Source organism: Rhizobium sp. 16-488-2b (assembly GCF_017741815.1).
Taxonomy (GTDB): domain Bacteria; phylum Pseudomonadota; class Alphaproteobacteria; order Rhizobiales; family Rhizobiaceae; genus Rhizobium.
Genome location: NZ_JAGHMF010000017.1, coordinates 14,713 through 40,970, shown reverse-complemented (window position 1 = coordinate 40,970; position 26,258 = coordinate 14,713). Strand labels below are relative to the sequence as shown.

General features: G+C 62.6%; 24 protein-coding genes. 5 read left to right on the top strand and 19 right to left on the bottom strand.

From position 1 onward, the window contains the following. Positions 1 to 15: 15 nt before the first annotated feature. The 6 genes from J5286_RS16625 to J5286_RS16600 all read right to left on the bottom strand — a co-directional run bounded on the left by J5286_RS16625 (position 16) and on the right by J5286_RS16600 (position 8,962). Positions 16 to 3,312, bottom strand: coding sequence for an efflux RND transporter permease subunit (locus tag J5286_RS16625; protein ID WP_209191347.1), 3,297 nt, complete (start codon positions 3,310 to 3,312; stop codon positions 16 to 18). Positions 3,313 to 3,325: 13 nt separating this feature from the next. Next, on the bottom strand, positions 3,326 to 4,519 hold the full coding sequence (locus J5286_RS16620; RefSeq protein ID WP_209191346.1) for an efflux RND transporter periplasmic adaptor subunit: 1,194 nt from the start codon (positions 4,517 to 4,519) through the stop codon (positions 3,326 to 3,328). A gap of 418 nt (positions 4,520 to 4,937) precedes the next feature. Further along, on the bottom strand, positions 4,938 to 5,909 hold the full coding sequence (locus J5286_RS16615) for an ABC transporter substrate-binding protein (RefSeq protein WP_209191345.1): 972 nt from the start codon (positions 5,907 to 5,909) through the stop codon (positions 4,938 to 4,940). Between the two features lie 54 nt (positions 5,910 to 5,963). Then, a complete protein-coding gene (locus J5286_RS16610; protein ID WP_209191344.1) occupies positions 5,964 to 7,085 on the bottom strand; it encodes an ABC transporter permease in 1,122 nt (373 codons plus the stop codon). After that, positions 7,082 to 7,966: an ABC transporter permease gene (locus tag J5286_RS16605; RefSeq protein WP_018897115.1), complete on the bottom strand. Its 885-nt coding sequence runs from the start codon at positions 7,964 to 7,966 to the stop codon at positions 7,082 to 7,084. The genes J5286_RS16610 and J5286_RS16605 overlap by 4 nt, the downstream gene beginning before the upstream one ends. A 207-nt stretch (positions 7,967 to 8,173) precedes the next feature. Further along, positions 8,174 to 8,962: an ABC transporter ATP-binding protein gene (locus J5286_RS16600; RefSeq protein WP_026282748.1), complete on the bottom strand. Its 789-nt coding sequence runs from the start codon at positions 8,960 to 8,962 to the stop codon at positions 8,174 to 8,176. Positions 8,963 to 9,057: 95 nt separating this feature from the next. Between J5286_RS16600 and J5286_RS16595 the strand changes: the two genes are divergently transcribed. After that, a complete protein-coding gene (locus J5286_RS16595; protein ID WP_209191343.1) occupies positions 9,058 to 9,471 on the top strand; it encodes a cupin domain-containing protein in 414 nt (137 codons plus the stop codon). 2 nt (positions 9,472 to 9,473) lie between these two features. Here J5286_RS16595 and J5286_RS16590 read toward each other — a convergent pair whose 3' ends face one another. The 4 genes from J5286_RS16590 to J5286_RS16575 form a co-directional block, all read right to left on the bottom strand. Next, positions 9,474 to 9,854, bottom strand: a complete 381-nt coding sequence (locus J5286_RS16590; RefSeq protein WP_209191342.1) for a hypothetical protein — start codon at positions 9,852 to 9,854, stop codon at positions 9,474 to 9,476. A gap of 3 nt (positions 9,855 to 9,857) precedes the next feature. Further along, positions 9,858 to 11,312 (bottom strand): dihydropyrimidinase, encoded by a 1,455-nt coding sequence (gene hydA / locus J5286_RS16585; protein WP_209191341.1) that lies wholly within the window; start codon positions 11,310 to 11,312, stop codon positions 9,858 to 9,860. Between the two features lie 116 nt (positions 11,313 to 11,428). Beyond that, positions 11,429 to 11,632 carry a hypothetical protein gene (locus J5286_RS16580; protein ID WP_018897120.1) on the bottom strand — a complete coding sequence of 68 codons (204 nt, stop codon included), beginning with the start codon at positions 11,630 to 11,632 and terminating at the stop codon, positions 11,429 to 11,431. A 49-nt stretch (positions 11,633 to 11,681) separates the two neighbouring features. Then, a complete protein-coding gene (locus J5286_RS16575; RefSeq protein ID WP_209191340.1) occupies positions 11,682 to 12,935 on the bottom strand; it encodes a Zn-dependent hydrolase in 1,254 nt (417 codons plus the stop codon). A gap of 301 nt (positions 12,936 to 13,236) precedes the next feature. On the opposite strand from J5286_RS16575, the gene J5286_RS16570 reads away from it, so the two are divergent. Next, complete coding sequence (locus J5286_RS16570) at positions 13,237 to 13,893, top strand: TetR family transcriptional regulator C-terminal domain-containing protein (RefSeq protein WP_209191339.1); 657 nt, start codon at positions 13,237 to 13,239, stop codon at positions 13,891 to 13,893. Here the strand turns inward: J5286_RS16570 and J5286_RS16565 are convergent. The 3 genes from J5286_RS16565 to J5286_RS16555 all read right to left on the bottom strand — a co-directional run bounded on the left by J5286_RS16565 (position 13,888) and on the right by J5286_RS16555 (position 18,276). Then, entirely contained in the window at positions 13,888 to 16,461 is a 2,574-nt protein-coding gene (locus J5286_RS16565; RefSeq protein WP_209191338.1) for an HWE histidine kinase domain-containing protein, read from the bottom strand. The genes J5286_RS16570 and J5286_RS16565 overlap by 6 nt on opposite strands. A gap of 224 nt (positions 16,462 to 16,685) precedes the next feature. Further along, positions 16,686 to 17,744 carry a glycosyltransferase family 4 protein gene (locus tag J5286_RS16560; RefSeq protein WP_209191337.1) on the bottom strand — a complete coding sequence of 353 codons (1,059 nt, stop codon included), beginning with the start codon at positions 17,742 to 17,744 and terminating at the stop codon, positions 16,686 to 16,688. An 82-nt stretch (positions 17,745 to 17,826) separates the two neighbouring features. Then, the gene (locus J5286_RS16555) at positions 17,827 to 18,276 is read right to left on the bottom strand and encodes a rhodanese-like domain-containing protein (protein WP_209191451.1); all 450 of its coding nucleotides are present in this window, start codon (positions 18,274 to 18,276) and stop codon (positions 17,827 to 17,829) included. Between the two features lie 77 nt (positions 18,277 to 18,353). Between J5286_RS16555 and ftrA the strand changes: the two genes are divergently transcribed. Next, complete coding sequence (gene ftrA, locus J5286_RS16550) at positions 18,354 to 19,382, top strand: transcriptional regulator FtrA (RefSeq protein ID WP_209191336.1); 1,029 nt, start codon at positions 18,354 to 18,356, stop codon at positions 19,380 to 19,382. On the opposite strand, the gene J5286_RS16545 is transcribed toward ftrA, so the two are convergent. The 6 genes from J5286_RS16545 to J5286_RS16520 all read right to left on the bottom strand — a co-directional run bounded on the left by J5286_RS16545 (position 19,351) and on the right by J5286_RS16520 (position 25,177). Continuing rightward, entirely contained in the window at positions 19,351 to 19,665 is a 315-nt protein-coding gene (locus J5286_RS16545) for a HigA family addiction module antitoxin (protein ID WP_112945384.1), read from the bottom strand. The genes ftrA and J5286_RS16545 overlap by 32 nt on opposite strands. Positions 19,666 to 19,675: 10 nt before the next feature. After that, complete coding sequence (locus J5286_RS16540) at positions 19,676 to 19,966, bottom strand: type II toxin-antitoxin system RelE/ParE family toxin (protein WP_209191335.1); 291 nt, start codon at positions 19,964 to 19,966, stop codon at positions 19,676 to 19,678. An 81-nt stretch (positions 19,967 to 20,047) separates the two neighbouring features. Next, the gene (gene preA, locus J5286_RS16535; protein WP_209191334.1) at positions 20,048 to 21,361 is read right to left on the bottom strand and encodes an NAD-dependent dihydropyrimidine dehydrogenase subunit PreA; all 1,314 of its coding nucleotides are present in this window, start codon (positions 21,359 to 21,361) and stop codon (positions 20,048 to 20,050) included. 15 nt (positions 21,362 to 21,376) lie between these two features. Further along, positions 21,377 to 22,738 (bottom strand): NAD(P)-dependent oxidoreductase, encoded by a 1,362-nt coding sequence (locus J5286_RS16530; protein WP_209191333.1) that lies wholly within the window; start codon positions 22,736 to 22,738, stop codon positions 21,377 to 21,379. Between the two features lie 444 nt (positions 22,739 to 23,182). Next, positions 23,183 to 24,196, bottom strand: coding sequence for a PAS domain-containing HWE histidine kinase family protein (locus J5286_RS16525; RefSeq protein ID WP_209191450.1), 1,014 nt, complete (start codon positions 24,194 to 24,196; stop codon positions 23,183 to 23,185). Positions 24,197 to 24,382: 186 nt separating this feature from the next. Beyond that, complete coding sequence (locus J5286_RS16520) at positions 24,383 to 25,177, bottom strand: response regulator (RefSeq protein WP_047514451.1); 795 nt, start codon at positions 25,175 to 25,177, stop codon at positions 24,383 to 24,385. A 273-nt stretch (positions 25,178 to 25,450) separates the two neighbouring features. Here J5286_RS16520 and J5286_RS16515 point away from each other — a divergent pair, with 273 nt between their 5' ends. Both J5286_RS16515 and J5286_RS16510 read left to right on the top strand, forming a co-directional pair. Then, positions 25,451 to 25,654: a NepR family anti-sigma factor gene (locus tag J5286_RS16515; protein ID WP_018897184.1), complete on the top strand. Its 204-nt coding sequence runs from the start codon at positions 25,451 to 25,453 to the stop codon at positions 25,652 to 25,654. A 10-nt stretch (positions 25,655 to 25,664) separates the two neighbouring features. Further along, on the top strand, positions 25,665 to 26,219 hold the full coding sequence (locus J5286_RS16510; RefSeq protein WP_018897185.1) for an RNA polymerase sigma factor: 555 nt from the start codon (positions 25,665 to 25,667) through the stop codon (positions 26,217 to 26,219). Positions 26,220 to 26,258 lie beyond the last annotated feature (39 nt).

Here is a 26,258-nt window from a genome sequence, read left to right as displayed (position 1 = left end):
TTTCGTGTGATCCGATTACTCCGCCGCGAAGGGCGGCAGGCGAACGACGTTGCCGCCGGATTTACCCTTCTTGTCGTCGGGCTTCTCGATCGCGGTGACGCGGCCGTCGAGGCTGGTGACAGCGGTGGTGAGTTCCTCGGGCGAGAGCGGCAGCTGCTCTTCGTCCTTCTTGCCGACAAGGCGGCCGAACAGCCAGCCGAGGAGGCGGGAGAGGTCGTCCATAATCAGGAAGAAGGAGGGGACGACGACGAGCGAGAGCACCGTCGAGACGATGATGCCGCCGATCACGGCGATCGCCATCGGTGAGCGGAACGAGCCGCCTTCGCCGACACCTAGCGCCGAGGGCAGCATGCCCGCCGACATGGCGATCGAGGTCATGATGATCGGGCGGGCGCGCTTGCGGCCGGCCTCCACCATGGCTTCGACACGCTCCATCCCATGCCGCTTCATCTCGATCGCGAAATCGACGAGCAGGATGGCGTTCTTGGTGACGATACCCATCAGCATCAGGATGCCGATCAGAACAGGCATGGAGAGCGCGTTCTGGGTGACAATCAGCGCCAGTGCCACGCCGCCGATCGCAAGCGGCAGCGAGAACAGGATGGTGAAGGGCTGGATCACATCCTTGAAGAGCAGGATTAGAACGACCAGAACCAGCATCAGGCCCATCAGCATCGCATTGCCGAAGCTCTGGACCATTTCGCCCTGAACCTTGGCGTCGCCGCTTTCGGCCAGATGCACGCTCTTCGGCAGCTCGGTTTCCGACACGATGCGCTTGAACTCGGCGGTCGAGGTATCGAGCGCGGTGCCGAAAGGCACGTCGGAGCCGATGGCGACGACGCGGTTGCGGTTGTTGCGCTTGATCGAGCTCGGGCCTTCTGAATAGTCGACATCGGCGACGCTGTAGAGCGGAACGCTGGCGCCGCTCGCCGTCTTGATCTTGATGGCGCGGATGGCCGCCAGATCGCGGCGGACATCGAGCGATGCCTGTACGCGGATCGGGATCTGCCGGTCGTCGAGCGAGATCTTGGCGAGGTTGGCGTCGATATCGCCGATGGTGGCGACGCGGATCGTCTCGGAGATCTGCTGCGGCGTGATACCAAGGCGGGAGGCCTCGGCCATGCGCGGGCGGATCTGCAGTTCCGGACGGGGCAGGGCGCCCTCGGAGGAGACGTTGGCCAGGATCGGCGACGCGCGCAGTTTCGATTCCAGCAGGCTGACGGCCTCGTTCAGATCGTCCTCGTTGGAGGAGAGGAAGTTGAAGGTGAGGTCGCGCTCGGCGCGGTCGTTGACCTTGGAGATGCGCACGTCGGGGATACCGCGCACGGCGGCGAAGATATCCTTCTCGACATCCCACTGCGGACGCGTGCGGCCGTGTTCTTCCATCTTTGGGATCAGGTTGCCGATAACAGGCAGCCCGCCGAGACCCTTGTTGACGAGGGTCTTCAGCAGCGAGTGATCGATATTGCCGAGGATGACGCGCACGGTGGCGCGGCGCAGTTCGAGATCGCCCTTGGGCGAGGCGCCGCCGAGAACGAAGACGCTTTCCACGCCGTCGATCCCGCGCACGGCGTCGTAGACCTTGGTGGAAGCGGCTGCCGTGTCCTCAAGCGTGGCGTTCGGCGGGAGTTCGACGGAGAGCACGACGCGTGAGGAATCATCCGGCGGCATGAAGCTGCCGGGCACGCGGCTGAGCAACATCATCGAGCCGATCAGGAAGGCGATGGCGCAGAGCAGCGTGGTGTAGCGCCAGTACCATTTGCGTGTGGTGCCGGTGACCAGACGCGTATAGCCGCGCATGATCGTGCCGTCATTGTCGTGATGGTCTTCCATGCCGTCTTCGGCGCGCATCAGATAGGCGGCCATCAAGGGCGTGATGAGGCGCGCCACGACGAGCGAGAAGAAGACGGAGAAGGCGACCGTCAGGCCGAACTGGATGAAGTACTGCCCGGCGATGCCAGGCATGAACGACACCGGCACGAAGACGGCGATGATGGTAAAGCTGGTGGCGATGACGGCGAGGCCGATTTCGTCTGCTGCTTCCAGCGCTGCCTTGTAGGGCGTTTTGCCCATCTTGATGTGGCGGGCGATGTTCTCGATCTCGACGATCGCGTCGTCGACGAGAATACCGGTTGCCAGCGTCAGCGCCAGGAAGCTCACGAGGTTCAGCGAGAACCCCATGATATCCATGATCCAGAAGGTCGGGATGGCCGACAGAGGGAGCGCCACGGCGGCGATCAGCGTCGCGCGCCAGTTGCGCAGGAAGAGGAAGACGACGATGACGGCGAGTATCGAGCCTTCGATCAGCGTGTGAAGGGCTGCCTCGTAGTTGCCGTAGGTGAAGTAGACGCTGTCATCCACCATCTCGATCTTGACGTTCGGATTGGCTTTGCGGATCTCCGTCAGGCTTTCCGATACGGTTTCGGCGACCGAGACTTCGCTGGCGCCCTTGGCGCGGAACACGGCGAAGGTGACCGACGGCGTGCCGTTGAAGCGCGAGAAGGACTTCTGCTCCTCGTAGGTGTCGTCGATCGTGCCGAGCTCGGAGAGCTTCACGAAGCGGCCGTTCGGCAGGCTGATGGTTGTCGTGTTGAGTTGCGAGACGTCGCGCGTGTCGCCGAGCGTGCGGATCGTCTGCTCGTTGCCGGCAACCTGGCCGCGGCCGGAGCCGAGGTTGACGTTGGTGCCGCGCAGCTGCTGGTTCACGTCGGCTGCGGTGATGCCGTAGGCATCAAGCTTGCCGGGATCGAGCGAGACACGCACTTCGCGGTCGGCGCCGCCGTAGCGATCGATACGGCCGATGCCGGGCTGGCCCTGAAGGGCGCGCTTGACGGTGTCGTCGACGAACCAGGACAGCTCCTCAAGCGTCATGTTGGGGGAGGAGACGGCAAAGGTCTGGATCGCCTGTCCTTCGACATCGACCTTGGTGACGATCGGCTCTTCGATGCCGGCGGGCAGGTCGCTGCGGATCTTGTCGACGGCGTCCTTGGTGTCCTGAACGGCTTCGGCGGTCGGCTTCTCGATGCGGAAGACGACGACCGTCTGCGACTGGCCGTCGGTGACCGTCGACTGGATCTCATCGATGCCGCTGATGGATGCGACCGCGTCTTCGACCTCCTTGGTCACCTGCATTTCGAGCTCGGCCGGCGAGGCGCCGCTTTGCGTGACGCTGATGGATACGACGGGAACGTCGATATTCGGGAAGCGGGTGATCGGCAGCTTGTAGAAGGCCTGGATACCCACGAACACCAGCAGCGCGAAGGCGAGCAGCGGCGCAATCGGATTTCGGATCGACCATGCGGAGAAATTCATGGATTGGCCTCGGTCAGTTCGATTGTGCCGATACGGCTTCGGTGACAGGGGTGATCTTGTCGCCATCGCGAACGAAGGCGCCGGCCTTGGCGACGACGGTGTCGCCTTCCTTCAGGCCTTCCGAGATCTCGACGAAGCCACCATCCTGGATACCTGTCGTCACCTTCACCTGCTTGACGACGCCGCCCTCGACCTTGCGGGCGGTGGAGCCGTTACGACCTGACGTGACGGCCGACAGCGGAAGGGCGATGTCGTTCTTTTCGGCGACGATGATGTCGGCGCTGGCATACATGCCGGAGCGGGCAGCACTCTCGTCGTCGATATAGATGTGCACGAGGCCGAGGCGGGTGGACTGGTCGACCGTCGGAGAGACGATCCTGACCTTGCCTTCGATCTTCGTGCGGTTGCCCGACAGCGTGACGATGGCGCGCTGACCGACCTTGATCTTCTGGATATCGGTTTCCGAAAGCTCGGCGACGAGCTCGATGGCGCTATCCTTGATGACGGTGAACATCGGCTCGCCGGTGCCGGCGGCAATGGCGCCGATGCGGGCGTTCTTGGCCGAGATCACGCCTGAGACAGGCGTCTTTACGTCCGTGCGCGCCAGCTTCAGGTCGGCATCGGCGATCTGGCTGTCGATCACCTTCAGGTCGGCGATCGCCACCTCGATTGCCTGTTCCGCCGAGGAGACGCGGGCATTGGCGGTCGCAGCGGTGGCGTCTGCCTGCTCGACCTGTGCGGTGGAGACCGTGCCCTTCTTGCCCATCTCGTCGGCGCGCGACTGCTGCAGGCGGGCCTGTTCGGCATTGGCCTTGGCCTCGACCAGCTGGGCGCGGAGCTGGGCGAGACTTGCCTCGCCCTTGGCCTTGGTCGCCATCATCTGCGCCTTCTGCAGCACCAGCGCATCGTCGTTCAGGGTCGCAAGCGTGCTGTCGGCCTCGACCTTGTCGCCGACATCGACGTTGAGCGCGCGGATGGAGAGACCCTCGACCTGCGGCTGGATATAGACTTCCTCGATCGGGCGGATCGTGCCGGTGCCGATGACGCGATCGACCAGCGCGCGCTTGGCTGATGTCGTGACCACGATCACGGGCAGGTTCTGCTGTGCCTTGGGCGGCTGGTTTTCCTCAGCGAACGCGACCGATGCGGCAAAGGCAGCCGCGATCAGGGTGGAGGCGCGTAGAGTTTTAGGCGTCATGCGTACCATGCGTCTTTGTCCAGTCTTTGAAAAAGGTTGGCCAAACTCGCGCCTTGTCCTCAGCTCGCGAAGGCCTTCTCCCGTAAGTGCAAGCTCAGAAATATTCCCGCATCATTGCCGTATCTTACTTCGTAAGATGACCCTCGTCCGGCAAATCCGACATGTACGTGGTATCGTTTTGCCCCACGCACAAGCCCGGCAGAAAATAATTCCTCGCGGCGCACATTAGTAATCTCGACGGCCGATATCAATCACCATTCCGTGATGCCGGCATTCGGTTTGTTGATCCGCAATTCCGTCATTCCTATGACGCGTCAGCCGACGCTGATCCGACAACGCCACGAATTTTTTGTGATTTATTAAATGAGAAACGCGCGGTGCCAGCCCGCGCGCTTCCTGTTCATTGATGCGACTTGGTCGCCGCTTCTTACTTGGCGGCCGCGTCGGTGATGTCGTGCGTCCAGGCGCCCGTCGGTTCCTTGCTGATGATCTTCTGGTCCAGCAGAGCCTTGGCAGTGCGGTCGTAGAGCGTGGTGTCGAGCTTGCCGGTGCCGTCGCCGATCAGCTTGGCCACTTCGCTCATCATGCGCTTCTGGTGGTTTTCGTCCTGACCGCCGGCATCGACGACGATCTCGGCTGCATCGTCGGGGTTCTCGACGGCGTACTTCCAGCCCTTCATCGAGGCCTTGACGAACTTGGCCATCTTTTCCTTGAAGGCCGGGTCCTTCAGCTTCTCCTCGTTGGCGTAGAGGCCGTCCTCGAGCAGGTCGTTGCCCATGGCGGTATAGTTGAAGACCGTCAGTTCCTCCGGCTTGAAGCCGGCATCGATCGCCTGCCAGTATTCGTTATAGGTCATGACGGAGATGCAATCGGCCTGCTTCTGCAGGAGCGGCTGAACGTCGAAGCTCTGCTTGAGAACGGTCACACCGTCCTTGCCGCCATCGGTCTTCAGGCCGATCTTGTTCATCCAGGCGAAGAATGGATATTCGTTGCCGAAGAACCAGACGCCGAGCGTGTGGCCCTTGAAGTCGGCTTCGGTCTTGATCGGGCCGTCCTTGCGGCAGATCAGTTCCATGCCGGACTTCTGGAAGGGCTGGGCGATGTTGACGAGCGGAACGCCCTTTTCGCGGGCAACCAGCGCGCCGCCCATCCAGTCGACGATCACGTCGGCGCCGCCGCCGGCGATCACCTGCTCGGGCGCGATATCAGGCCCACCCGGCTTGATGTCGACGTCGAGGCCTTCCTCTTCGTAGTAGCCCTTCTCCTTGGCGACGTAATAGCCGGCGAACTGCGACTGGGTGACCCACTTCAGCTGAAGCGTCACCTTGTCGGCGGCCATCGCGTGGCTTGCCGCCATCGCCATGGCGCTCGCCATCATTGCAAGAACCAGTTTTTTCATTTTCTTGTTCCCTCTTTCTTTACGCCCGACCCCAGTGTCGGGAATAAGCGACGCCTAGCCACCACGGATAGACGGATGCCAGAACGTCACCGCCCGCTCAGCGAGGGCGACGACGCCATAAAAGATCGAGCCTGCCAGCGCCGCGACGGCGATTTCGGCCCAGACCATGTCAACATTCATGCGGCCGATCTCGGTGGAGATGCGGAAGCCCATGCCGACGATCGGCGTACCGAAGAACTCCGCGACGATGGCACCGATCAGCGCCAGCGTCGAGTTGATCTTCAATGCATTGAAAATGAAAGGCATGGCCGCCGGCAGACGCAGCTTCAGGAGCGTCTGCCAGTAGCTGGAGGCGTAGGTCTGCATCAGGTCGCGTTCCATCGGACCGGATGCGGCAAGGCCGGCGACGGTGTTCACCAGCATCGGGAAGAAGGTCATGATGACGACGACGGCGGCCTTGGACTGCCAGTCGAAGCCGAACCACATGACCATGATCGGGGCGACACCGATCATCGGCAGCGCCGAGACCATGTTGCCGATCGGCAGCAGGCCACGGCGCAGGAAGGCGACGCGATCGGCGAGGATGGCGACGACGAAGCCGGCGCCGCAGCCGATGACATATCCCGCAAGTACAGCCTTGAAGATCGTCTGCCTGACATCATCGCCGAGGATCGGGAGCGACCCGACGATGCGCGCCGCAATGGCGCTCGGCGGCGGCAAAAGCACGAAGGGGATGCCGGCGCCGCGCGTGGCGGTTTCCCAGAGGATGAGGATCCAGGCGCCGAAGATGGCGGGCACCAGGAGCCGCAGTGCCGTGTCGTCAGCGCGGGTGTTGGTCCTGATCTCGACAATCTCGCTGACCGTGCGCCAGGCAAGCAGCCAGCACGCCGCCATCAGCAGGAAGAATGGTTTCGCTGCGTAGCCTTCGTTTCCGCTGAGGCTCGACAGCAGCAGCCAGGCGCCGCCATGAGCGCCGATGAAGAGCACCGTCGCGCGGCTGGTCTTCGATTGCGGCAGCAAGGAGATGAGAGCGGATGCCGCGATCAGGATGAAGGTGATCGCCGTCATACCTGTCGATGGCGGCTTGCCCGATGTGGCGGAGAACAACGGCAGCGTCGCCGCGGCGGCGATGATGAGGAGGAAGGCGACGATTGCCTGCCAGGATGCGTTCTTCATGCCGACCTCCCGCCCATGGCGCGATCGACGATCTTGGCGGCGATGCTGACCACCATGATCAGGAGTGCCGCTAGCAGCGAGCCGGCAATCAGCGCCGCCCAGATGTCGATGGTCTGGCTGTAATAGGAGCCGGCAAGCAGCTTGGAGCCGATGCCGGCCACGGCACCCGTCGGCAACTCGCCGACGATGGCGCCGACGAGGCTGGCCGCGATCGCCACCTTCATCGAGGTGAAGAGATAGGGCACGGAGGCGGGCACGCGGAGTTTCCAGAAGGTCTGGGCGGGCGAGGAATTATAGGTGCGCATCAGGTCGAGCAGCATGACCTCAGGCGAGCGCAGGCCTTTCACCATGCCGACGGTAACGGGGAAGAAGGAGAGATAGGTCGAGATCAGCGCCTTGGGGATGAGGCCAGTGATGTTGATGGCGCCCAATACGACGATCACCATCGGTGCGATCGCCAGGATCGGGATGGTCTGTGAGGTGATGATCCACGGCATCAGGCTACGGTCGAGCGCCTTGATGTGGACTATCCCGACGGCGATCAGGATGCCGAGGAGCGTGCCGAGCGTGAAGCCGAGCACGGTGGAGGAGAGGGTGACGCCCGAGTGATAGACGAGGCTGCGGTTGCTGGTGAGCTTGCGCAGGAAGGTGTTTTCGAAGACGTTCTGCGCCACCTGATGCGGGGCGGGCAGGAGGGGCTTGGGCTGCGAGAGGGTTTTTTCGATGAACTCCATCGTGGTTGGGGTCTGGCCGGCGCGGGTGTCCATGTCGCGCTGGAAGGAGGCGTTCATCAGGATGGCCGCGACGTACCAGATGGCGACGAGGGCGGCCAGGATGGTGGTGACGGGGATGATCTTGTCCTTGAGGGTGTCGGGAGTCATGCGGCTTGCCTCGCATTGGCGAGGGTGTGCCGGGCGTTACCCCCCTCTGTCCTGCCGGACATCTCCCCCACAAGGGGGGAGATTGGCTGGGCTCGCCCGCTCGCTCCACCTTCCTTGTTTGGCGCAAAGCCGGCAACGAGTCGATCTCCCCCCTTGTGGGGGAGATGCCCGGCAGGGCAGAGGGGGGTAGCCACGGACTGCAAGCCTCTAGTGCTCATAACTATGCCCCGCTCTCAGCCCGTCCCGCACGCGGTGGGCAATCTCGAGGAACTCCGGGGTCTCGCGGATGTCGAGCGGGCGTTCGCGGGGTAGCGGCGAGTCGATGATGTCGGTGACGCGGCCGGGGCGGGGGGACATGACGACGATCTTGGTGGACAGATAGACCGCCTCGGGGATCGAGTGGGTAACGAAGCAGATGGTCTTGTTGGTGCGCGCCCAGAGCTTCAACAGTTCCTCGTTGAGGTGGTCGCGGACGATCTCGTCCAGCGCACCGAAGGGCTCGTCCATCAGAAGCAGGTCGGCGTCGAAGGCCAGCGCGCGGGCGATCGAGGCGCGTTGCTGCATGCCGCCGGAGAGTTGCCAGGGAAACTTCTTCTCGAAGCCTGTCAGGCCGACGAGATCGAGCGCCTCGGCGATGCGCTTCTGCCTTTCGTCGGCCGGGTAGTTCATGATCTCCAGCGGCAGCGCGATATTCTTGTCGATGGTGCGCCAGGGATAGAGCGCCGGCGCCTGGAAGACATAGCCGTAGGCGCGCGCCTTGCGGGCTTCTTCCGGCGTCATGCCGTTGACTGTGATATCGCCCGAGGTCTTCTTCTCGAGATCGGCGATGACGCGCAGGAAGGTGGTCTTGCCGCAGCCGGATGGGCCGATGAAGGAGACGAAGTCGCCCTTGCGGACATCGAGGTTGACGTTGCTCAGCGCATGCACCGGCGCGTCATTGGCCTGGTAGGTGAGACACAGATCCTTGGCGGATACGACGGAGGCAGCTTGCGTCAATGCGGATCGATCCTGTTTTCCCCGCGCGGCGGCGGTTTGCGTGATATTATGGGCGGCGGTTTTGGCCGCGCCGGCAAGCTTTGAGGAGGACGACGATGGATGCGACATCAAAACCGACCTGCCATATCGTGCGCCCCGACCATTCCTACGACGGAAAGCAGGGGCTGAGCTATTTCCAGGGCATTGCCGCCGAGACGGTCGGCGCCAAGGGTATCTGCATGCATCTTCTGACCATTCCGCCCGGCGTGCGCGCCAAGGCGCATCTGCACGAGGCGCACGAGACGGCGATCTACATGCTGTCCGGCGAGGCGCACACCTGGTACGGCGACGATCTCGAGCACCACGTCGTCGTGCATGCCGGCGAGCTGTTCTATATCCCCGCCGGCGTGCCGCACCTGCCGGCCAATCTCAGCAGCACGCCCTGCACGGCGATCATCGCGCGCACCGATCCCAACGAGCAGGAGAGCGTCGTGCTCTTGCCGGATCTGGATGGGAACGTGCCGGTGTGATTTCACTTGCATAGTGGCAGCGGCCCCCACTTTATGCCGGCATCCGAGGTGAAGCCGATCGTATAGCCTTTCGGGCCATAGGTGATCTTTGCCGTGTCCTCGCTTGCCGCTTCTTCGCCTTCGGCCTCGCAGGAGACCTTGGCGGTGAAGTTCTTGCCCTCGGTCTTCAGCACCTTCTCGATGGTGCAGGCGGAGGCCGCCGTGGTGATGGCTTCCGATGTCAGCAGGAAGAAATTTTCCGATCCGGTGGATTCACCCGACTTGGCATAGGCGCATCCATCCTTGTTGCCGTAGCTCCCCTTGATCGGCAAGGTGTCGGCGCTTGCCGCGGAGGTCAGCGCGGCAAGCGAAACGAGAGTAAGAACCAGCCTGCCGCGCATCATCGATCACACCCCGCTTGCCGGAATGCCTGCGCGCTCGACCTTGCGCGGCGCGGTGATTTCCTTCCAGGTCGAGAGCGCCTTCGAGACGGCGGTGACCGGTTCGCGCTTGACGAACTCGCCATGGCCCTCGCGGGTCTTCATCGTCTCTTCCTCGACGACGACAACGCCGCGGCTCAGCGTGTAGCGCGGCAGGCCGGTCACCTGCTTGCCCTCGAAGACGTTGTAGTCGATCGCCGATTGCTGGGTCTTGGCCGAAATCGTCTTTGAGCGCTTCGGGTCCCAGACCACGAGGTCGGCATCGGCGCCGACGAGGATGGCGCCCTTGCGGGGGTAGATGTTGAGGATCTTGGCGATGTTCGTCGAAGTGACGGCGACGAACTCGTTCATCGTCAGGCGGCCGGTGTTGACGCCGTAGGTCCAGAGCATCGGCATGCGGTCCTGCAGGCCGCCGGTACCGTTCGGGATCTTGGTGAAATCACCGACGCCGTAGCGCTTCTGATCCGTAGTGAAAGCGCAGTGATCGGTGGCGACGACCTGCAGCGAGCCGGAGGCGAGGCCAGCCCAGAGACTGTCCTGGTGCTGCTTGTTGCGGAAGGGGGGCGACATGACGCGGCGGGCGGCGTGGTCCCAGTCCTTGTCGAAATATTCGGTCTCGTCGAGCGTCAGATGCTGGATCAGCGGCTCGCCATAGGCGCGGATGCCCTTCTGGCGGGCGCGGCGGATGGCTTCGTGGGCCTGTTCGCAGGAAGTGTGGACGATATAGACGGGGCAGCCGGCCATGTCGGCGATCATGATGGCGCGGTTGGTGGCCTCGCCCTCGACTTCGGCCGGGCGGGAATAGGCGTGGGCCTCGGGGCCGTTATTGCCTTCGGCGAGCAGCTTCGCCGACATGGAGGCGACGACGTCGCCATTTTCGGCGTGGACCAGCGGCAGCGCGCCAAGCTCGGCGCAGCGCTGGAAGGAAGCGAACATCTCGTCGTCGTTCACCATCAGCGAGCCCTTGTAGGCCATGAAGTGCTTGAAGGTATTGATGCCCTTGTCCTGAACGATCGTCTTCATCTCGTTGAAGACCTGCTCGCTCCACCAGGTGATCGCCATGTGGAAGGAGTAGTCGCAATTGGCGCGGGTGGACTTGTTGTCCCACATGGTGAGCGCTTCGAGCAGCGACTGGCCGGGCGCGGGCAGCGCGAAATCGACGACCATCGTCGTGCCGCCGGCAAGGGCCGCGCGCGTGCCGCTGTCGAAGTCGTCGGAGGAATAGGTGCCCATGAAGGGCATTTCGAGATGGGTGTGAGGGTCGATGCCGCCGGGCATGATGTAGCAGCCGGTGGCGTCAAGCGTTTCGGTTCCGGAGAGGTTGGGCCCGATCTCGACGATCTTGCCGCCATCGACCTTCACATCCGCCTTGTAGGTCAGATCGGCGGTGACGATGGTGCCGTTCTTGATGACTGTGCTCATTGGTCGGGTTCCCTGTTTTTATCAGACGGGGCACCGTTCACGGTGCCGTCGCGCCGTGTCCAGCAGTCTAATGAATATGAAATACGCCTTCCGGAAAATGCTCGTTGAAGGCTGGCTCAGGTCTCCACGAGGTCGAGCCTGCGCTCGACGCGCTCAAGGCGTTCATCGATGCGATCGACGCGCCGTGAGATGCTCGCATATTGCTGTTCGAGAAAACCAAGCCGCTCCTTGATTTCGATGAGGTCGTCCGAGTGACGATCCTGCGTGGCGCGGATCGCGCGCAGATGTTCAAGGACGAGGTTTTCTGTAGAGGAAGACATGCAATGGTCTCCGCGAGTTCAGCCGGTATCGAATATAGCGGCTGCATGGTCATCCGACAATCTCCGCGGTCTCCACCACCGCGTGGAACAAAACGTCCGCGCCGGCCGAGGCCCACTCCTTTGAGATCTCCTCGGCCTCGTTGTGGCTGAGGCCGCCGACGCAGGGGCACATGACCATGGTTGCGGGCGCCACCTTGGCGGCCCAGCAGGCGTCGTGGCCGGCGCCGGAGATGATGTTCATGTGGCTGTAGCCGAGGCGATCGGCGGCGTTGCGGACGGCGTCCACCAGCTTCGGGTCGAAGGTGACGGGGTCGAAGTGGCCGACGGCCTCGACCGAGCAGCCGACGCCGAGCGCTTCGCAGATCTTGGCGGCCTCAGCCTCGATCGTGGCGCGCATCCGGTCGAGCTTTGTCTGATCGGGAGTGCGGATATCGACGGTGAAGACCACCTTGCCTGGAAGCACGTTACGCGAATTCGGCGAGAAGAAGACCTGGCCGACGCCGCCGACGGCGCCCGGCTGTTCGCCCATCGCCACGGCCTGCACCATTTCCATGATGCGGGACATCGCGAGCCCGGCGTTGACGCGCAGGTTCATCGGCGTGGAGCCGGTGTGGGCTTCGCGGCCGGTCAGTGTGAATTCCAGCCACCAGAGGCCCTGGCAGTGGGTGACGACGCCGATCTGCTTGTTTTCGGCTTCGAGGATCGGACCCTGCTCGATGTGATATTCGAAGTAGGCGTGCATCTTGCGGGCACCGACCTCTTCCTCGCCCAGCCAGCCAATGCGCTTCAGCTCGTCGCCATAGGTCTTGCCCTCAGGATCCTTGCGGGAATAGGCGTAGTCGATGTCGTGGACCCCGGCGAAGACGCCGGAGGCGAGCATGGCGGGGGCAAAGCGCGCGCCTTCCTCGTTGGCCCAGTTGGTGACGACGATGGGATGCTTGGTCTTGATGCCCATATCGTTCATCGTGCGCACGACTTCGAGGGCGGCCAACACACCGAGCACGCCGTCATACTTGCCGCCGGTCGGCTGCGTATCGAGGTGCGAGCCGACATACACGGGGAGCGCATCGGGATCGGTGCCGGGGCGGGTCGCAAACATCGTGCCCATCTTGTCGACGCCCATGGTCATGCCAGCTGCATCGCACCATGTCTTGAAGAGGCTGCGGCCCTCGGCATCGGCGTCGGTCAGCGTCTGGCGGTTGTTGCCGCCCGCGATCCCCGGGCCGATCTTCGCCATGTCCATGAGACTGTCCCAGAGACGGTCCCCGTTGACGCGCATGTTCTCGCCTGGTGCTGCCACCATATCCGTATTCCTCACCAGTTTTTATGCGGCGCATGCGTGAGGCATGTCCGCTTGTTCCCGTGGTCAGTTTCAGCGCCGTTGTTGTTTTGTTAGCGTCTGAAAATCGTCAGTTGCCTTTGATTTGCTTCTGACGGATAATTTGACCGACTGGTAAACATTACAACTTCCGGCGTCGGGCTCAAGGCGAAAATCAGGAAAAATACAGACAAAATTCAGGGCATATGCCCGGTTTTTCGGCAGCGGATCGCCGCTGTTTAAAGTTGACTGAAATAGTTGAATTTGAAAGAGAAAAATTAGCGACATGGCGATACCGAGAGCTGCGAAAACACAGCGGCGCACCCGCATCCAGGAGGAGAAAGAAGAACAGATCCTGGAAGCGGCGCTCGATGTGTTTTCGGTGAGCGGTTTTCGGGGATCGACGATTGACCAGATTGCTGAAGTGGCGGGCATGTCGAAGCCCAATTTGCTCTATTATTTCCGCACCAAGGAAGCGATGCACCGGGCACTGATCGACCGCGTGCTGTTCACCTGGCTTGAGCCGCTGCGCGCTTTCAATGCGCAAGGCAATCCCGAGAGCGAGATTCGCGGCTATATCCGCCGCAAGCTTGAAATGGCGCGGGATTTTCCTCGCGAGAGCCGGCTGTTCGCCAATGAGGTGCTGCAGGGCGCGCCGCATATCGAAGACGAGCTGAAGGGGCCGCTGAAGGAACTGGTCGACGAGAAGGCCGCGGTCATCCGTGCCTGGGCCAAGGCCGGCAAGATCGTCAAGTGTGATCCCTACCACCTGATCTTCTCGATCTGGTCAACGACGCAACATTACGCTGACTTCGACGTGCAGGTACGCGCCGTGCTCGGGCAGGGGCAATCGGGCGAGGGGCGGTTCGAGGACGCGGCGCGTTTTCTCGAACAACTCTTCGTGGATGGTCTCAGCGTGCGGCCGAACCAGCCGGCGTCATGATTTGACGATCGGCGCGATGCGCGACAGGGCGCTTGCGACACTCTCGATCGTGTAGGGCTTCTGCAGCAGGTTTGCGCCGAGGGCGCCATAGGCCTGCGACACTCCTTCGCCGTAACCCGTCGCCAGGATCAGGGGCACGCCCTTCGCCGCCAGCCTCTCGGCCACGGTGATGCTCGTTTCCTCGCCGAGATGGACATCCAGAACGGCCAGGTCGAATTTACGGCTGTCTATGACCGCCAAGGCGTTCGAGACATTCGGCGCAAGCGATACGCTATGGGCGCCGAGTTGCAGGAAGATGTCCTCGCCATCCATGGCGATGATGAGATTGTCTTCGACGAGCAGGATGTCGAGCCCGTCCAGCGGCCGATCCTTGATCGTCTCCAGAATGGCCTTGGCCGATTGCAGCGATTGCTCCGGCAACAGGGACACCGCGCCATCGGCGAAGGTCGCGAATTTCTCGGGGATCAGGAAATGCGCTTCGAGGCCTTCCGGCTCATAGCGCACATCCGCCTGGCCGCCGAGCTCATAGGGGATCGAGCGGCGGATGATCGTCGTGCCGAAGCCCTGGCGGGTCGGCTGCTTGACGGGCGGGCCGTCGCTTTCGCGCCAGTGAATGACCAGATTGCCGGCGTCGTCCTTGTGCCAATCGACCCCGACGGTGCCGCTGTCGCAGAGGCTGCCGTATTTGGCGCTGTTGGTGACCAGTTCGTGGAACACCAGCGCCGAGATCGAAAAGGCTTGCGGCGCGAGCAGCACTTCCGGCCCGTTCATGATGATGCGCGCGGCATTCGGGCCGAGATAGGCGGCGGCTTCGGCCTGCAACAGGGCGCGCAGCGGCGCCGGCGCCCAGTGGTCTCGGGTAATCTGGTCGTGGGCGCGCGACAGGGCCTGCACGCGGCCTTCGAGATGGCCGATGAACTCGTCAGTGCTGTCAGTCGTGCCGCGCGACTGCCGGATCAGGCCGCTGATTAGGCTCAATATGTTGCGCACACGGTGGTTCAGCTCGGCGATCAGCAGTTCCTGCCGTTCGTTGGCCTGCTGGCGCACGGCGTTGGCTTCATCGGTCAGCCGCAGCACGACCTCGATCAGCGTGACGCGAATGGTCTCGGCGACGCGGCGTTCGGCGGCGGAGAAGGGCTGCGAATGCTGGCGCACCAGCTCGGACCAGGTCTCGAAGCTCTTGCGCGGCGTCAGGCGCGGGCCGTTCGGGCCGTATTCCACGGGCTTGTGCGGATCGCCCGCCCAGCGCACGGAGCGGACGATCTCCTGGCGGAACAAAACCACGTAGTCGCGCGGCGAGCGGGAGATCGGAATGGCGATCAGCCCGGCCACGATGTCGCCGGACATTGTCCCCGGCCAGGTCTCGGCGATGCTGTCGGTCGAAAACACGCGGCCGGCCGAGTTGCGGTTGAGGACACGGACGAGCTCGCCGAATTCAGCCTGCGACGGCGTGATGCCGTTCAGCGCCGAGCGGCCGTTGATCCAGACGCCGATGCCATCGGCGGGGATCGCGTCGGCCAGCGCATCGATCAGCCAGGAGGGATCGTCGAGCAGGCTGGCATTGTCGGCGACCGAGGTCAGCAGCCGGTCGGCGATCTGGCGGGCCTTGGTTTCGAATTCGAGCGCAAGCCGCCGCTCGCGGCTCTCCAGCCGTGACGCGAACATCTGGCCGAACAGTTCCGACGTCGTGCGGCGCTCGAAGGAGGGCAGTCGGGCGGAATAGTGGTGGCAGGCAAACAGGCCCCAGAGCTTGCCATCGACGACGATCGAGATAGACAGCGAGGCGCCGACGCCCATGTTCTTCAGATACTCGATGTGGATAGGCGACACCGAGCGCAGGATCGACATGGAGAGATCGAGCGAGCGCCCATGCGCATCGATCTCAGGCACAAGCGGCACATTGACGGCGTCGATGTCGGCGATGATGCGGAAGAGATTGCGGGTGTAGAGCGCACGCGCCTGCACGGGAATGTCTGAGGCCGGGTAATGCAGGCCGAGGAACGAGCCGATGCCGGCACGCGCGGCTTCCGCCACCACCTCGCCGGCGCCGCTTTCGTCGAAGCGGTAGACCATGACGCGGTCGAAGCCGGTGAGCGCGCGGGCCTGGCGGGCGCCTTCGCGGAAAAAGGCTTCCAGCGTTTCGGCCTGGTCGAGACGGCCCATCATGCTGCGGATCGACACCGGCGAGCCGCCTTGCGCGCCCTCCTGCGAGGGCTCGGCCTCGATCACCACCTGCTCGTCGCTCATGTGGATGGCGATATCGAAAAGCGGGCCGCCTTCGGAAAGCTCGATGCCGAAGAGGCGCTCCACCACATCTGGCCCGCGCATGATGCTCAGCCGGTTGCGCAGCGTGTGCATGGTCTTGCCGCTGATGACGCGCGACACAGGCTGGCCGATAATCTCATCGCAGGCGATGCCGACGAACTGTTCGAGGTTGGCGGAGGCGCGCGCCACCATCCAATCCGAGGACACGACCAGCAGGAAACCGAAAGGCTGGATGGCGCCGAGGCGATGGATGGGTTCGCGGTCGCAATTGGTGAGGTCGACCTTGCCGAAATTCTCGCTCACGATGGACCATGCTCCCGATCATGCGGGGCAGCGTCTGCCATCGGGCGAACTGGAAAAACGTCTGCCGCTGCGTGGCAATCGCTGGTGTGGGCGCGAAGCGCGCTGCAAGGGGGCATGCTGTGGGATTTCCAGTTTTCGGTTCGGGACGCGAGATAAATCTCTAATGAGCAGGATTGAAAATATGCGTCAAGCCATCCGGATTTCCACCCGCGGGGCAGGAAATTTCACAGCATCAAGGACTTCGCCTGTTTGCGCGCGGTTTTCTGCCTGATCTCGTAGACCTGCCGGACCTCATGTCTTCGCTGGTCTCGCCTGTCATCCGCGGGAATTTCCGAGAGCCAGGCGATGGCTATGTCCGTGAACTCTGCGTCGGTGGGGATGAGGAGGTCGGTCTCATCGAGCTGCTTGCGGATGCAGCCGCGATCGTAGGCAATGACATCGTTTCCGGCTGCCTTGGCTTCGAAGACGACCAAGGGCTGGGCCTCGTTGGCGTAGGTTGTCGGGAAGACGAAGACGTCGATATCGCGGTAGAACTTTGTCTTGTCGTCGCCAAGCACGCGGCCGCGATAATCGAGCGCGCCCGCGAATTCATTCAGCGCCGCGTCGATCATGGCGCGGTCGGCGCCATCGGTCGCCGGGCCGGCGAGGACGGCGCGGATCGGCAAGCCCTGGAGGATCGCCTGTCGCAGCAGATCGAGAAAGGTCTCCAAGCCTTTGGCGCGGCTGAGGTTGCTGAGCATGCCGATCGTCAGTGGGCGGGCGGGGACCGCCGTGTCCTCGCTCTGCGGGGGCACGAAGGCGGCGTTGGAGATGATGGCGGTGTGCAGGCGCCGGTCATAGGTGTCGGTGAAGCGGTCGCGCATCATGCCGCAGAGAAAGACATGGGTGAGGTCGGGAGCGGCGAGCGCGAGGATGGCGCGCATGGTGAGGCTCGGCTGGTCGATGTAGCGAAAGCTGTGGTGATGCAGGTAGGTCGGGTAGGCGAAGAGCCGGGCGAAGGCCACCAGGAGCAGCGTGTAGAGCTGGCCGAAGCCGCCGTCGCAGGCGAGGTAGCAGGCCTTGTCGGCATGGCCGCGCTCGCGTGCAAGGCTGGCGAGCGCGGCGAAGACGCGCGCCGCCTTCGCCGGGTGCCGCCAGAGGCGTGAACCGCCTTCCGGTGGCGAGAGGTTGCTGGTGACGACCGTGTGGTCTTCCAAGAGGAGTTCCACCATCGCCGCGGTGGCGAAGGAGAAGCCGTGTAGCGGCGGCGGCAGCGGGCCGATGGCAACGATATGACGGGTCATGCGGGCCACCTCTTGAGCCTGCGATGACTATGCGCGCCGGCGCGGAAAACTCAATCTCCCCGTTCGGCGCATATGCCCGCCGTTATGCTGTAGCGTTGGACGATCCGGTTTCGAAATCGAAGCCTTCGTCCGCCCAGCCGGTCATGCCGCCGATCATCACCTTGACCCGGTAGCCGAGTTTGGCGAGGCGTAGGGCGGCCTTGTCGGTGCCGTTGCAATGTGGGCCGGCGCAGTAGACCACGAAGAGCGTGTCCGATGGCCACTGAGACATGCGGTGCGCGGTCATCTTGCCGTGCGGCAGGTTCTGGGCGCTGGGCACATGCAACCGCGCGAACATGGCGGGAGAGCGCACGTCGAGGAGAACGAAGTCGATGCGCCCTGATGCAAGCGAGGCGTGAACGTCCCAGCAATCGGTTTCGAAGGCGAGCTTGCGGGCGTAATAGGCGGCGATCGCCTCCGGTGCCGCGGCTGGGGTTTCTGCGACGTAGCTTGGTGGCGCGGGGTGGGCTGCGGGCTGCTGTTCGGGGATCATGTCGGTCATCGGGGTCTCCTGTCGTTGCTGTTGCCGGACACAATGAGCGATGATAGGTGTTGGCGAAACTGGCCATAATGACGACTGTCGTAAAGATCATGCCAAATGCTGCCGCACTGTCAGGACCCAAGGTTGCCGTGCTCGTCTATGACGGCCTGTGCACCTTCGAATTCGGCATCGCCTACGAGGTCTTCGGCCTGCCGAGGCCGGAGATGGGCACGAACTGGTATCGTTTTCGCGCCTGCGGCGTCGAAGCCGGGCCGCTTCGCGCGGCCGGTGGGCTGAGCGTCACCGTCGATGGTGGTCTCGACGATCTCGATGATGCCGATTTGATCGTCGTTCCAGGCTGGCGGGCGATCGATGCGCCGGTGCCCGACGGGCTAATAGAGGCGTTGCAAGCGGCGCATGGGCGAGGGGCGAGGATCATGTCGCTATGCTCGGGTGTAGCGGTTCTGGCCGCCTCGGGGTTGCTTGCAGGCAAGCGGGCGACGACGCACTGGCGCTATGTCGCTTCCGTCGCCGAGCGCTATCCCGAGATCGGGCTCGATGCCGATGTGCTCTACATGGACGAGGGGCGGATGCTGACGGCTGCGGGCAGTGCGGCCGGCATCGATCTCTGCCTGCATGTGGTGCGCGGCGATTTCGGCGCGGAGGCGGCCAATTCGGTCGCACGGCGCCTCGTCGTGCCGCCGCATCGCGAGGGCGGGCAGGCGCAGTTCATCCGCGCTCCGGTGCCGCAGCCGCGCGAAGGCGTGCGGCTCGGGCCGCTTATCGAGTGGATGCGGTCGCGGCTCGATGAGGAGCAGCCGATCAGCCTGCTTGCGGCGAAGGCGGGGATGAGCCAGCGCACCTTCCAGCGCCGTTTCGAGGCCACGACGGGGTCGAGCGTCGGCGAATGGTTGCTCATCGAGCGGCTGCGGCATGCGCGCGAACTGTTGGAGCGAAAGGGCGAGGCATCGCTCGACGACATCGCCACCGCCTGCGGCTTCGGCACGCCGGCAACGATGCGGCACCATTTTCGCCGACGGCTGGGGACCAGCCCGGGGGCTTATCGGAAGGTGTTTTCGGGTGGGGTTACGGATGCGAGCCGGGGCGATAGGGCTTAACGTTGATGTCGTTCTCGCGCTTGCGGGCCTGGGCGATGTCGAAGCTGTTCTGCATGCGCATCAGCGTATCCATGGAAAGCCCGAACGCCTTCTCGAACCGCAGCGCCATTTCCGGCGATAGCGATGCCCTCTCGTTGAGCAGGGCGGAAAGGGCAGGCCGGGTCACGCCGAGGACGCGCGCGGCATCGGTGACCGAAAGCGCAAGCTCTTCCAAGACCTCGTGCTTCAGAAAGTCGCCGGGATGTGCGGGGCTTTTTACGCGAATACCAAGTGCGTCCGTCATGGGGTCATTCCTAGTGATAGTCTTCGTAGTTCAGATCGATAATCTCGATCTCCGAGTTGTCGATACGAAATGTAAGCCGCCAGTTCTTGGTGACAAACAGGCTCCAGGTGCCTTTCCGGTCGCCTGTGAGTTGGTGCGCTTTCCAGCTTGGAATAGCCCTTAGCTCGTGTTCCGTCTGCATATCTTGCAGATAAGAAATCATGCGGCGCAGCTTGGCCACGACAGCCGGTTGGAGGCCGGACGCGTCGTCATCGACGACGAACCGTCGAAGGCCTTTATGGAGAATATTCCGTATCCTCATGAGGACATATAATCACAAAGCCGCAAACTGTAAAGTGTCGCTTTACAGTTTGCGGCTTTGCATTCTGATGACTGGACTTGCTTACTCCGCGGCCTGCCTGGCCATCGGGTTGTTCGGATGCGTCGTCCAGTTGGCGTAGTTGGGGTCGACGGTCTTGCCGGTGCGTTCGTCGAGGCTGCCCACGGGTAGCTGCTCCATGGTGATGCAGTTTTCAACGGGACAGACGTTGACGCAAAGGTTGCAGCCGACGCATTCGTCTTCCATGACTTCGAAGTGCCTGACGCCATTGACGAATTGCGTGATCGCCTGGTGCGAGGTGTCTTCGCAGGCGATGTGGCAGCGGCCGCATTTGATGCAGGCGTCCTGGTCGATCTTGGCCTTGGCGATGTAGTTGAGGTTGAGATACTGCCAGTCGGATACATTGGGTACTGCGCGGCCGGTAATGTCGTCGAGGTTGCGGTGGCCCTTGGCGTCCATCCAATCGGAGAGGCCGGAGATCATCTCCTGGACGATCTTGAAGCCGTAGGTCATCGCCGCCGTGCAGACCTGCACGTTGCCGGCGCCGAGCGCCAGGAACTCGGCGGCATCGCGCCAGGTGGTGACGCCGCCGATGCCCGAGATGGGCAAGCCCTGGGTTTCCGGATCGCGGGCGATCTCTGCCACCATGTTGAGCGCGATCGGCTTGACCGCCGGGCCGCAATAGCCGCCATGGCTGCCGCGTCCGTCGATCGAGGGTTCCGGCGAGAAGGTGTCGAGATTGACCGAGGTGATCGAGTTGATCGTGTTGATCAGCGACACCGCGTCAGTGCCGCCGGCTTTCGCCGCGCGGGCCGGCTTCCTGATGTCGGTGATATTGGGCGTGAGCTTGGTGATGATGGGCATGCGGGTGTACTGCTTGCACCAGCGCACCACCATCTCGATATATTCAGGCACCTGGCCGACTGCGGCACCCATGCCGCGCTCGGACATGCCGTGCGGACAGCCGAAGTTGAGCTCGATGCCGTCGGCGCCGGTCTCTTCCACCAGCGGCAGGATCGCCTTCCAGCTCTCTTCCTCGCAGGGAACCATGATCGACGCGATCAGCGCCCGGTCCGGCCAGTTCATCTTCACCTGCTTCATTTCGCGCAGGTTGGTGTAGAGGTCGCGGTCGGTGATGAGCTCGATGTTGTTCAAGCCGAGCAGGCGGCGGTCGGCGCCCCAGATCGCGCCGTAGCGCGGGCCGTTGACGTTGACGACGGGCGGGCCTTCCTCGCCCAGCGTCTTCCAGACCACGCCACCCCAGCCCGCCTTGAAGGCGCGCTCGACGTTGTAGGCCTTGTCTGTCGGCGGCGCCGAGGCGAGCCAGAAGGGGTTCGGCGATTTGATGCCGACGAAATTGTTGCGGAGATCAGCCATGGTTCACTCTCCCCTTCAGGCGACGGCAACGGCCGGCTGCGCATCAGCGGCCAGCATGCGGTGAATGGATTCGGCGGCGTCGCGGCCATTGGCGACGGCCGAGACGGTGAGGTCGTTGCCCCCGAAGACGCAGTCGCCGCCGGCCCAGACGCCGTCAAGCGAGGTGCGGCCTTCGGCATCGACGACGATGCGGCCGGATTCCAGACGCAGGCTCCCAAGGCTCGACGAGACGAGAGCTTGGCCGATCGCCTTGAAGATCTGGTCGGCGGCGATCACGCCGGTTTCGCCGGTCGTCGCAAGGCGTCCTTCCGACAGCGTGGTGTATTCGACCTCAAGGGCCGCGACCTTGCCGTCCTGCGCAAGGATCGCCTTCGGCGCCAGCCAGTGGCGGATGATGACGCCCTTGGACGTCGCCAGATCCTGCTCGAACTCCGAGGCGTTCATATGCTCCTTGCCACGGCGGTAGCAGATGGTCACTTCCTCGGCGCCCAAGAGCTTTGCCTGCACGGCCGCATCGATGGCGGTCATGCCGCCGCCGAGCACGATGACGCGGCGACCGATGGCGATGTCGGCCTTGTTGTCGGTCTGACGCAGCGCCGCGATGAAATCGACCGCGTCGTCGACGCCCGCGAGGTTTTCGCCCTCGACGCGGAGCGCGTTGACCCCCGATAGGCCGATGCCGAGGAAGACGGCGTCATATTGCTGTTGCAGGTCGGCCAGCTGGAAGTCGCGGCCGAGCAGTTGGCCGTGCCTGACCTCGATGCCGCCGATCGACAGCACGTAGTCGACTTCCTTCTGCGCGAAGCCGTCGACGGATTTGTAGGTTGCGATGCCGTATTCGTTGAGGCCGCCGGATTTCGGCTTGGCGTCATAGATCACGACCTCATGGCCCTTGACCGCTAGGCGGTGCGCGGCGGCAAGGCCGGCCGGGCCGGCGCCGACGACGGCGATCTTCTTTCCTGACGAGGCAGCGCGGGTGTAATACTGCTTGCCTGATTGCATGGCCGCATCGGTGGCGTAGCGCTGCAGGCGGCCGATCTCGACGGGGCGTTCCTCGGCCGTGTTGCGCACGCAGGCCTGCTCGCAGAGCTCTTCGGTGGGACAGACGCGGGCGCACATGCCGCCCAGGATGTTCTGGTCGAAGATGGTCTTGGCGGAGCCGAGGGGATTGCCAGTCGATATCTGCCGGATGAAGAGCGGGATATCGATGGCGGTGGGACAGGCCGTCATACAGGGCGCGTCGTAGCAGAAATAACAGCGGTCGGAGGCGACCAGAGCCTCGTGCTTGTCGAGGCGCGGGTGAAGATCGGAGAAATTCTTGTCATACTCGGCGGGCGAAAGCCGGCCAGCATGAATCCCAGTGTCCAGACGTTCCATTGAAGTTCCCTCATTATAGGTAAACGGCCAGTGGAACGAAGCCTAACTCAGGATAAAAAATTTATCAAACGGTAAAATTTTAGCATAGGGCAGGCTTGATTGTCGGAGTATCCTGCTGTTTTAGAACGGTTTTTCGATTTTGAGTTGATTGCTGTCAAGTCGCTCGATGGGCGCTTGCGGCGGCGCTTCCCTTCACAGCGGAAGAATAATTGAAAAAATCAGAGATTTTTCGTGAAGAGCGGGAACCATTCCTCGCACAGCCCGTTATGGCGATATCCGAATGGTGATCGCATCGACCCAAAAATGCGCGCCCCCAAACCACCTTCGGATCACACTCACGGTCCCCTCCCGGTGAGTGAAAACAGCCGGTGCGCCGCCCTCGCACTGGCTGTTTTCTTGTGCGCGATATTCAATAAAAATAGATGGAATGTCAGGTGGTGAACGTCAGACGCCGCCGACCTGCTGCGGCGCGCGCTTGAGGATTTCGAATTCCGTGTCTGGGATCAGCAGGTGATACTCGATACGTCCCGGCGTCAGGCGCAAATCCGCCTTGCCGTTGACCGACGAGGGCACGACACGTTCGAGCACGATGCGGCCGAAGCTGTTGTCGCTGAATTCGTGGACTTCGTCGTTGGGTAGCGTTTCGGTCCAGGTGAAGCTGATCGCCTTGCGGTCGCCGTGAGTTGTTTCCTGACAGTCGAGCGCGATCGCGGGTGCACCGCCGGCAATGGCGCCGAAGGTCGCCGAATTGACGATCAACTCGTGCAACGCAAGGCCGACATGAACCGCCGCGTTTGGCGTCAGGTGAACATTGAGCCCGGTGACGGGCAGGGGGCCGGCGCTCTCCGGCCAATAGGGGGCGAACTGCTTGCGGGTGAGTTCGAAGAGGAAGGCGCCGCGCCAGCTACTGTCGGTGATGAGATCCTGGGAGTTCGACAGCGACTGAAGCCGGCCGCGGAATTTTACCAGGAAGCTGTCGAGTGACAGCGTGTTTCGGGCGGTCTGCGTGGCGATGCCCTGGATGATGGCAAGCAGGTTCTTCGAGCGGTGCGAGAGTTCGCGCAGAAGCGACTTCAGCACCTTCTCGCGGTGTCTGGTCTCGGTGATCTCGGTTATGATCGACAGCAGGCCGATTTCGTGGCCAAGCGTGACCCGCTGCACATTGATTTCGTAGGTGCGCATCTCGCCGTCGATGGCGATGTCGGCTTCTGTGCTGGCCGGCGTGCCGGTTTCCAGCACCTTGCGCTTCAGTGTTTCGAGATTGCGCGCGTGGACCTCGCCGAACATGTCGGCGTCGCTGCCGCCGGGGAGAACGGCGTGTTCAAGATGCGCGGGGAGGTTCTCGGCGTAGACGATGCCGAGGTCGGGATCCTGATAGACAACGGCAATGCCGGCGCTCGCGAGCGCCCGCTCCATCAAGAGCTCCTTGCCTTCCAATGCGAAGGGCGTGCCGGCCAATGGTCCAGTCCTCTTCACCCAGCCGCCTTTCCTTCAATCCGTTTATGCCGCCAGCAGACCCGAAAGTCCGCCCACCGCTTCTTTTTAGAGGCAAGCGCTAGATAAAATCTTAATATCCGGGGAGCGCTGCAGATGGACTGGAACGCTCCCCCTTTTGCATTGTTCCGCAATGGCTGAAATATAGCGTCAGGCGGCTGCCTTCGTGCTTTCGTTGAAGAAAAGCGCCTGGCTGATCAGAGCTTTGACCATGTCAGGATTGAATGGCTTGGTGACGAGGAAGGTCGGCTCGGGACGCTCACCAGTCAGAAGGCGCTCGGGGAAGGCGGTGATGAAGATCACCGGCACGCTCGAGGTCTTGAGGATGTCGTTGACCGCGTCGATACCCGAGCTGCCATCGGCAAGCTGGATGTCGGCGAGAACCATGCTCGGCTTGGTCTTGTTGTAGAGCGCCACGGCTTCCGTGTGGGTGCGGGCGATGCCGGTGACGCGGTGGCCCAGGCTCTCGACCATCTGCTCGATATCCATGGCGATCAGCGGTTCGTCCTCGATGATCATGATATCGGTCGCGACCTGGCGGGAAATCTCGCGCGATGCGCTGTCGAGCAGGGTCGCCACTTCGCTCTCCTCGCTGTCGAGGATTTCAGCGATTTCGCCGACGCGGAAATTTTCGACCGAGGCCAGGATGAAGGCCTGACGGGCGCGCGGCGAGACCTTGCCGAGGTTGATGGTGGCGCGCTGCTCCCAGGCGTAGGGGGAGGAGGGCTCTGGAATCTGCACTGTCGAGGAACCAAACAGCGTCGTGAACAGTTTGTAGAGTGCAACGCGGTCGTTCGATGTGTCAGGGAAAATGGATATGTCGGCAATGATTGCCTCAAGCACTGCGGCGACATACGCGTCGCCTGATGTCTGTGTGCCGGTCAACGCCCGTGAATAGCGGCGCAGATAAGGAAGGTGCGGCGCAATTCGAGTAGAAAGTGTCATAGAAAGCTCCCATAAGCAGGGCCGAAAAACAGCTCCAGTGCATCGAGAACGCACACTACCGGAAAAAAGTTCCAGATGATCAGGAACTTTTTTTACCACCGCGCATTCTACTGCCCACGAGAAGGGGCTCATCGTAAACTGACCTGCGACACGACATGCATTCCGAGAGGGTTGTCCGGCGAGAATTCGACCGAGGCGGCGGGGGACCGGAATGAAGGTTTTCCCGCAGCGGTACGCGAGGCTTAGAGACAACGGACAAGAAGTGAAAAGTTAATGACAAGCCGGAACAACGAAGACATAGACGGCCAACGCGCTGAGTTACGTGCAAGCGATATCATGGATCCCAACAGCCAGATCGGGGTGCGTTTGAGATCGCTTTACGCTGCCGTTCAGGAAGAAGCGATCCCCGATCGTTTCCTCGATCTCCTCGAAAAGCTCGACCAGGCCGAAATGGCCTCGGCCAAAGCAGCGAAGTGAAGGTTGATCTATGGACAAGCAGCAACCAAGCTTCAAACGCGAGCTCCTTTCGGCTCTCCCAAGCCTGCGCGCATTCGCCATCTCGCTGATCGGTCGTCATGACCGCGCCGATGACCTCGTGCAAGACACCATCATGAAGGCATGGGCCAAGCAGGACCACTTCGAGATGGGCACCAACATGAAGGCCTGGCTCTTCACCATCCTGCGCAACGAGCTCTACAGCCAGATGCGCAAGGCGGGCCGCGAGATACAGGACAGCGACGGCCTGTTCACGGAATCCATGGCAACGCACCCGTCGCAATATGGCGCGCTCGATCTTCAGGATTTCAAGAAGGCGCTCGAGCAGCTGCCGAGCGACCAGCGCGAAGCGATCATTCTGGTCGGCGCATCGGGCTTCTCCTACGAGGAAGCTGCCGAAATCTGCGGCTGCGCGGTCGGAACGATCAAGAGCCGCGTCAATCGCGCCCGCCAGCGCCTGCAGGAAATGCTGCAGATCACCGGCGAGGCCGATTTCGGACCGGATGCGACCTCGTCGCCGCTGACCTCCAAGGCCTTCGCCTTCTGAGACTGCATTGAACGGACAAGGAAAAACCGGCTGACCCTT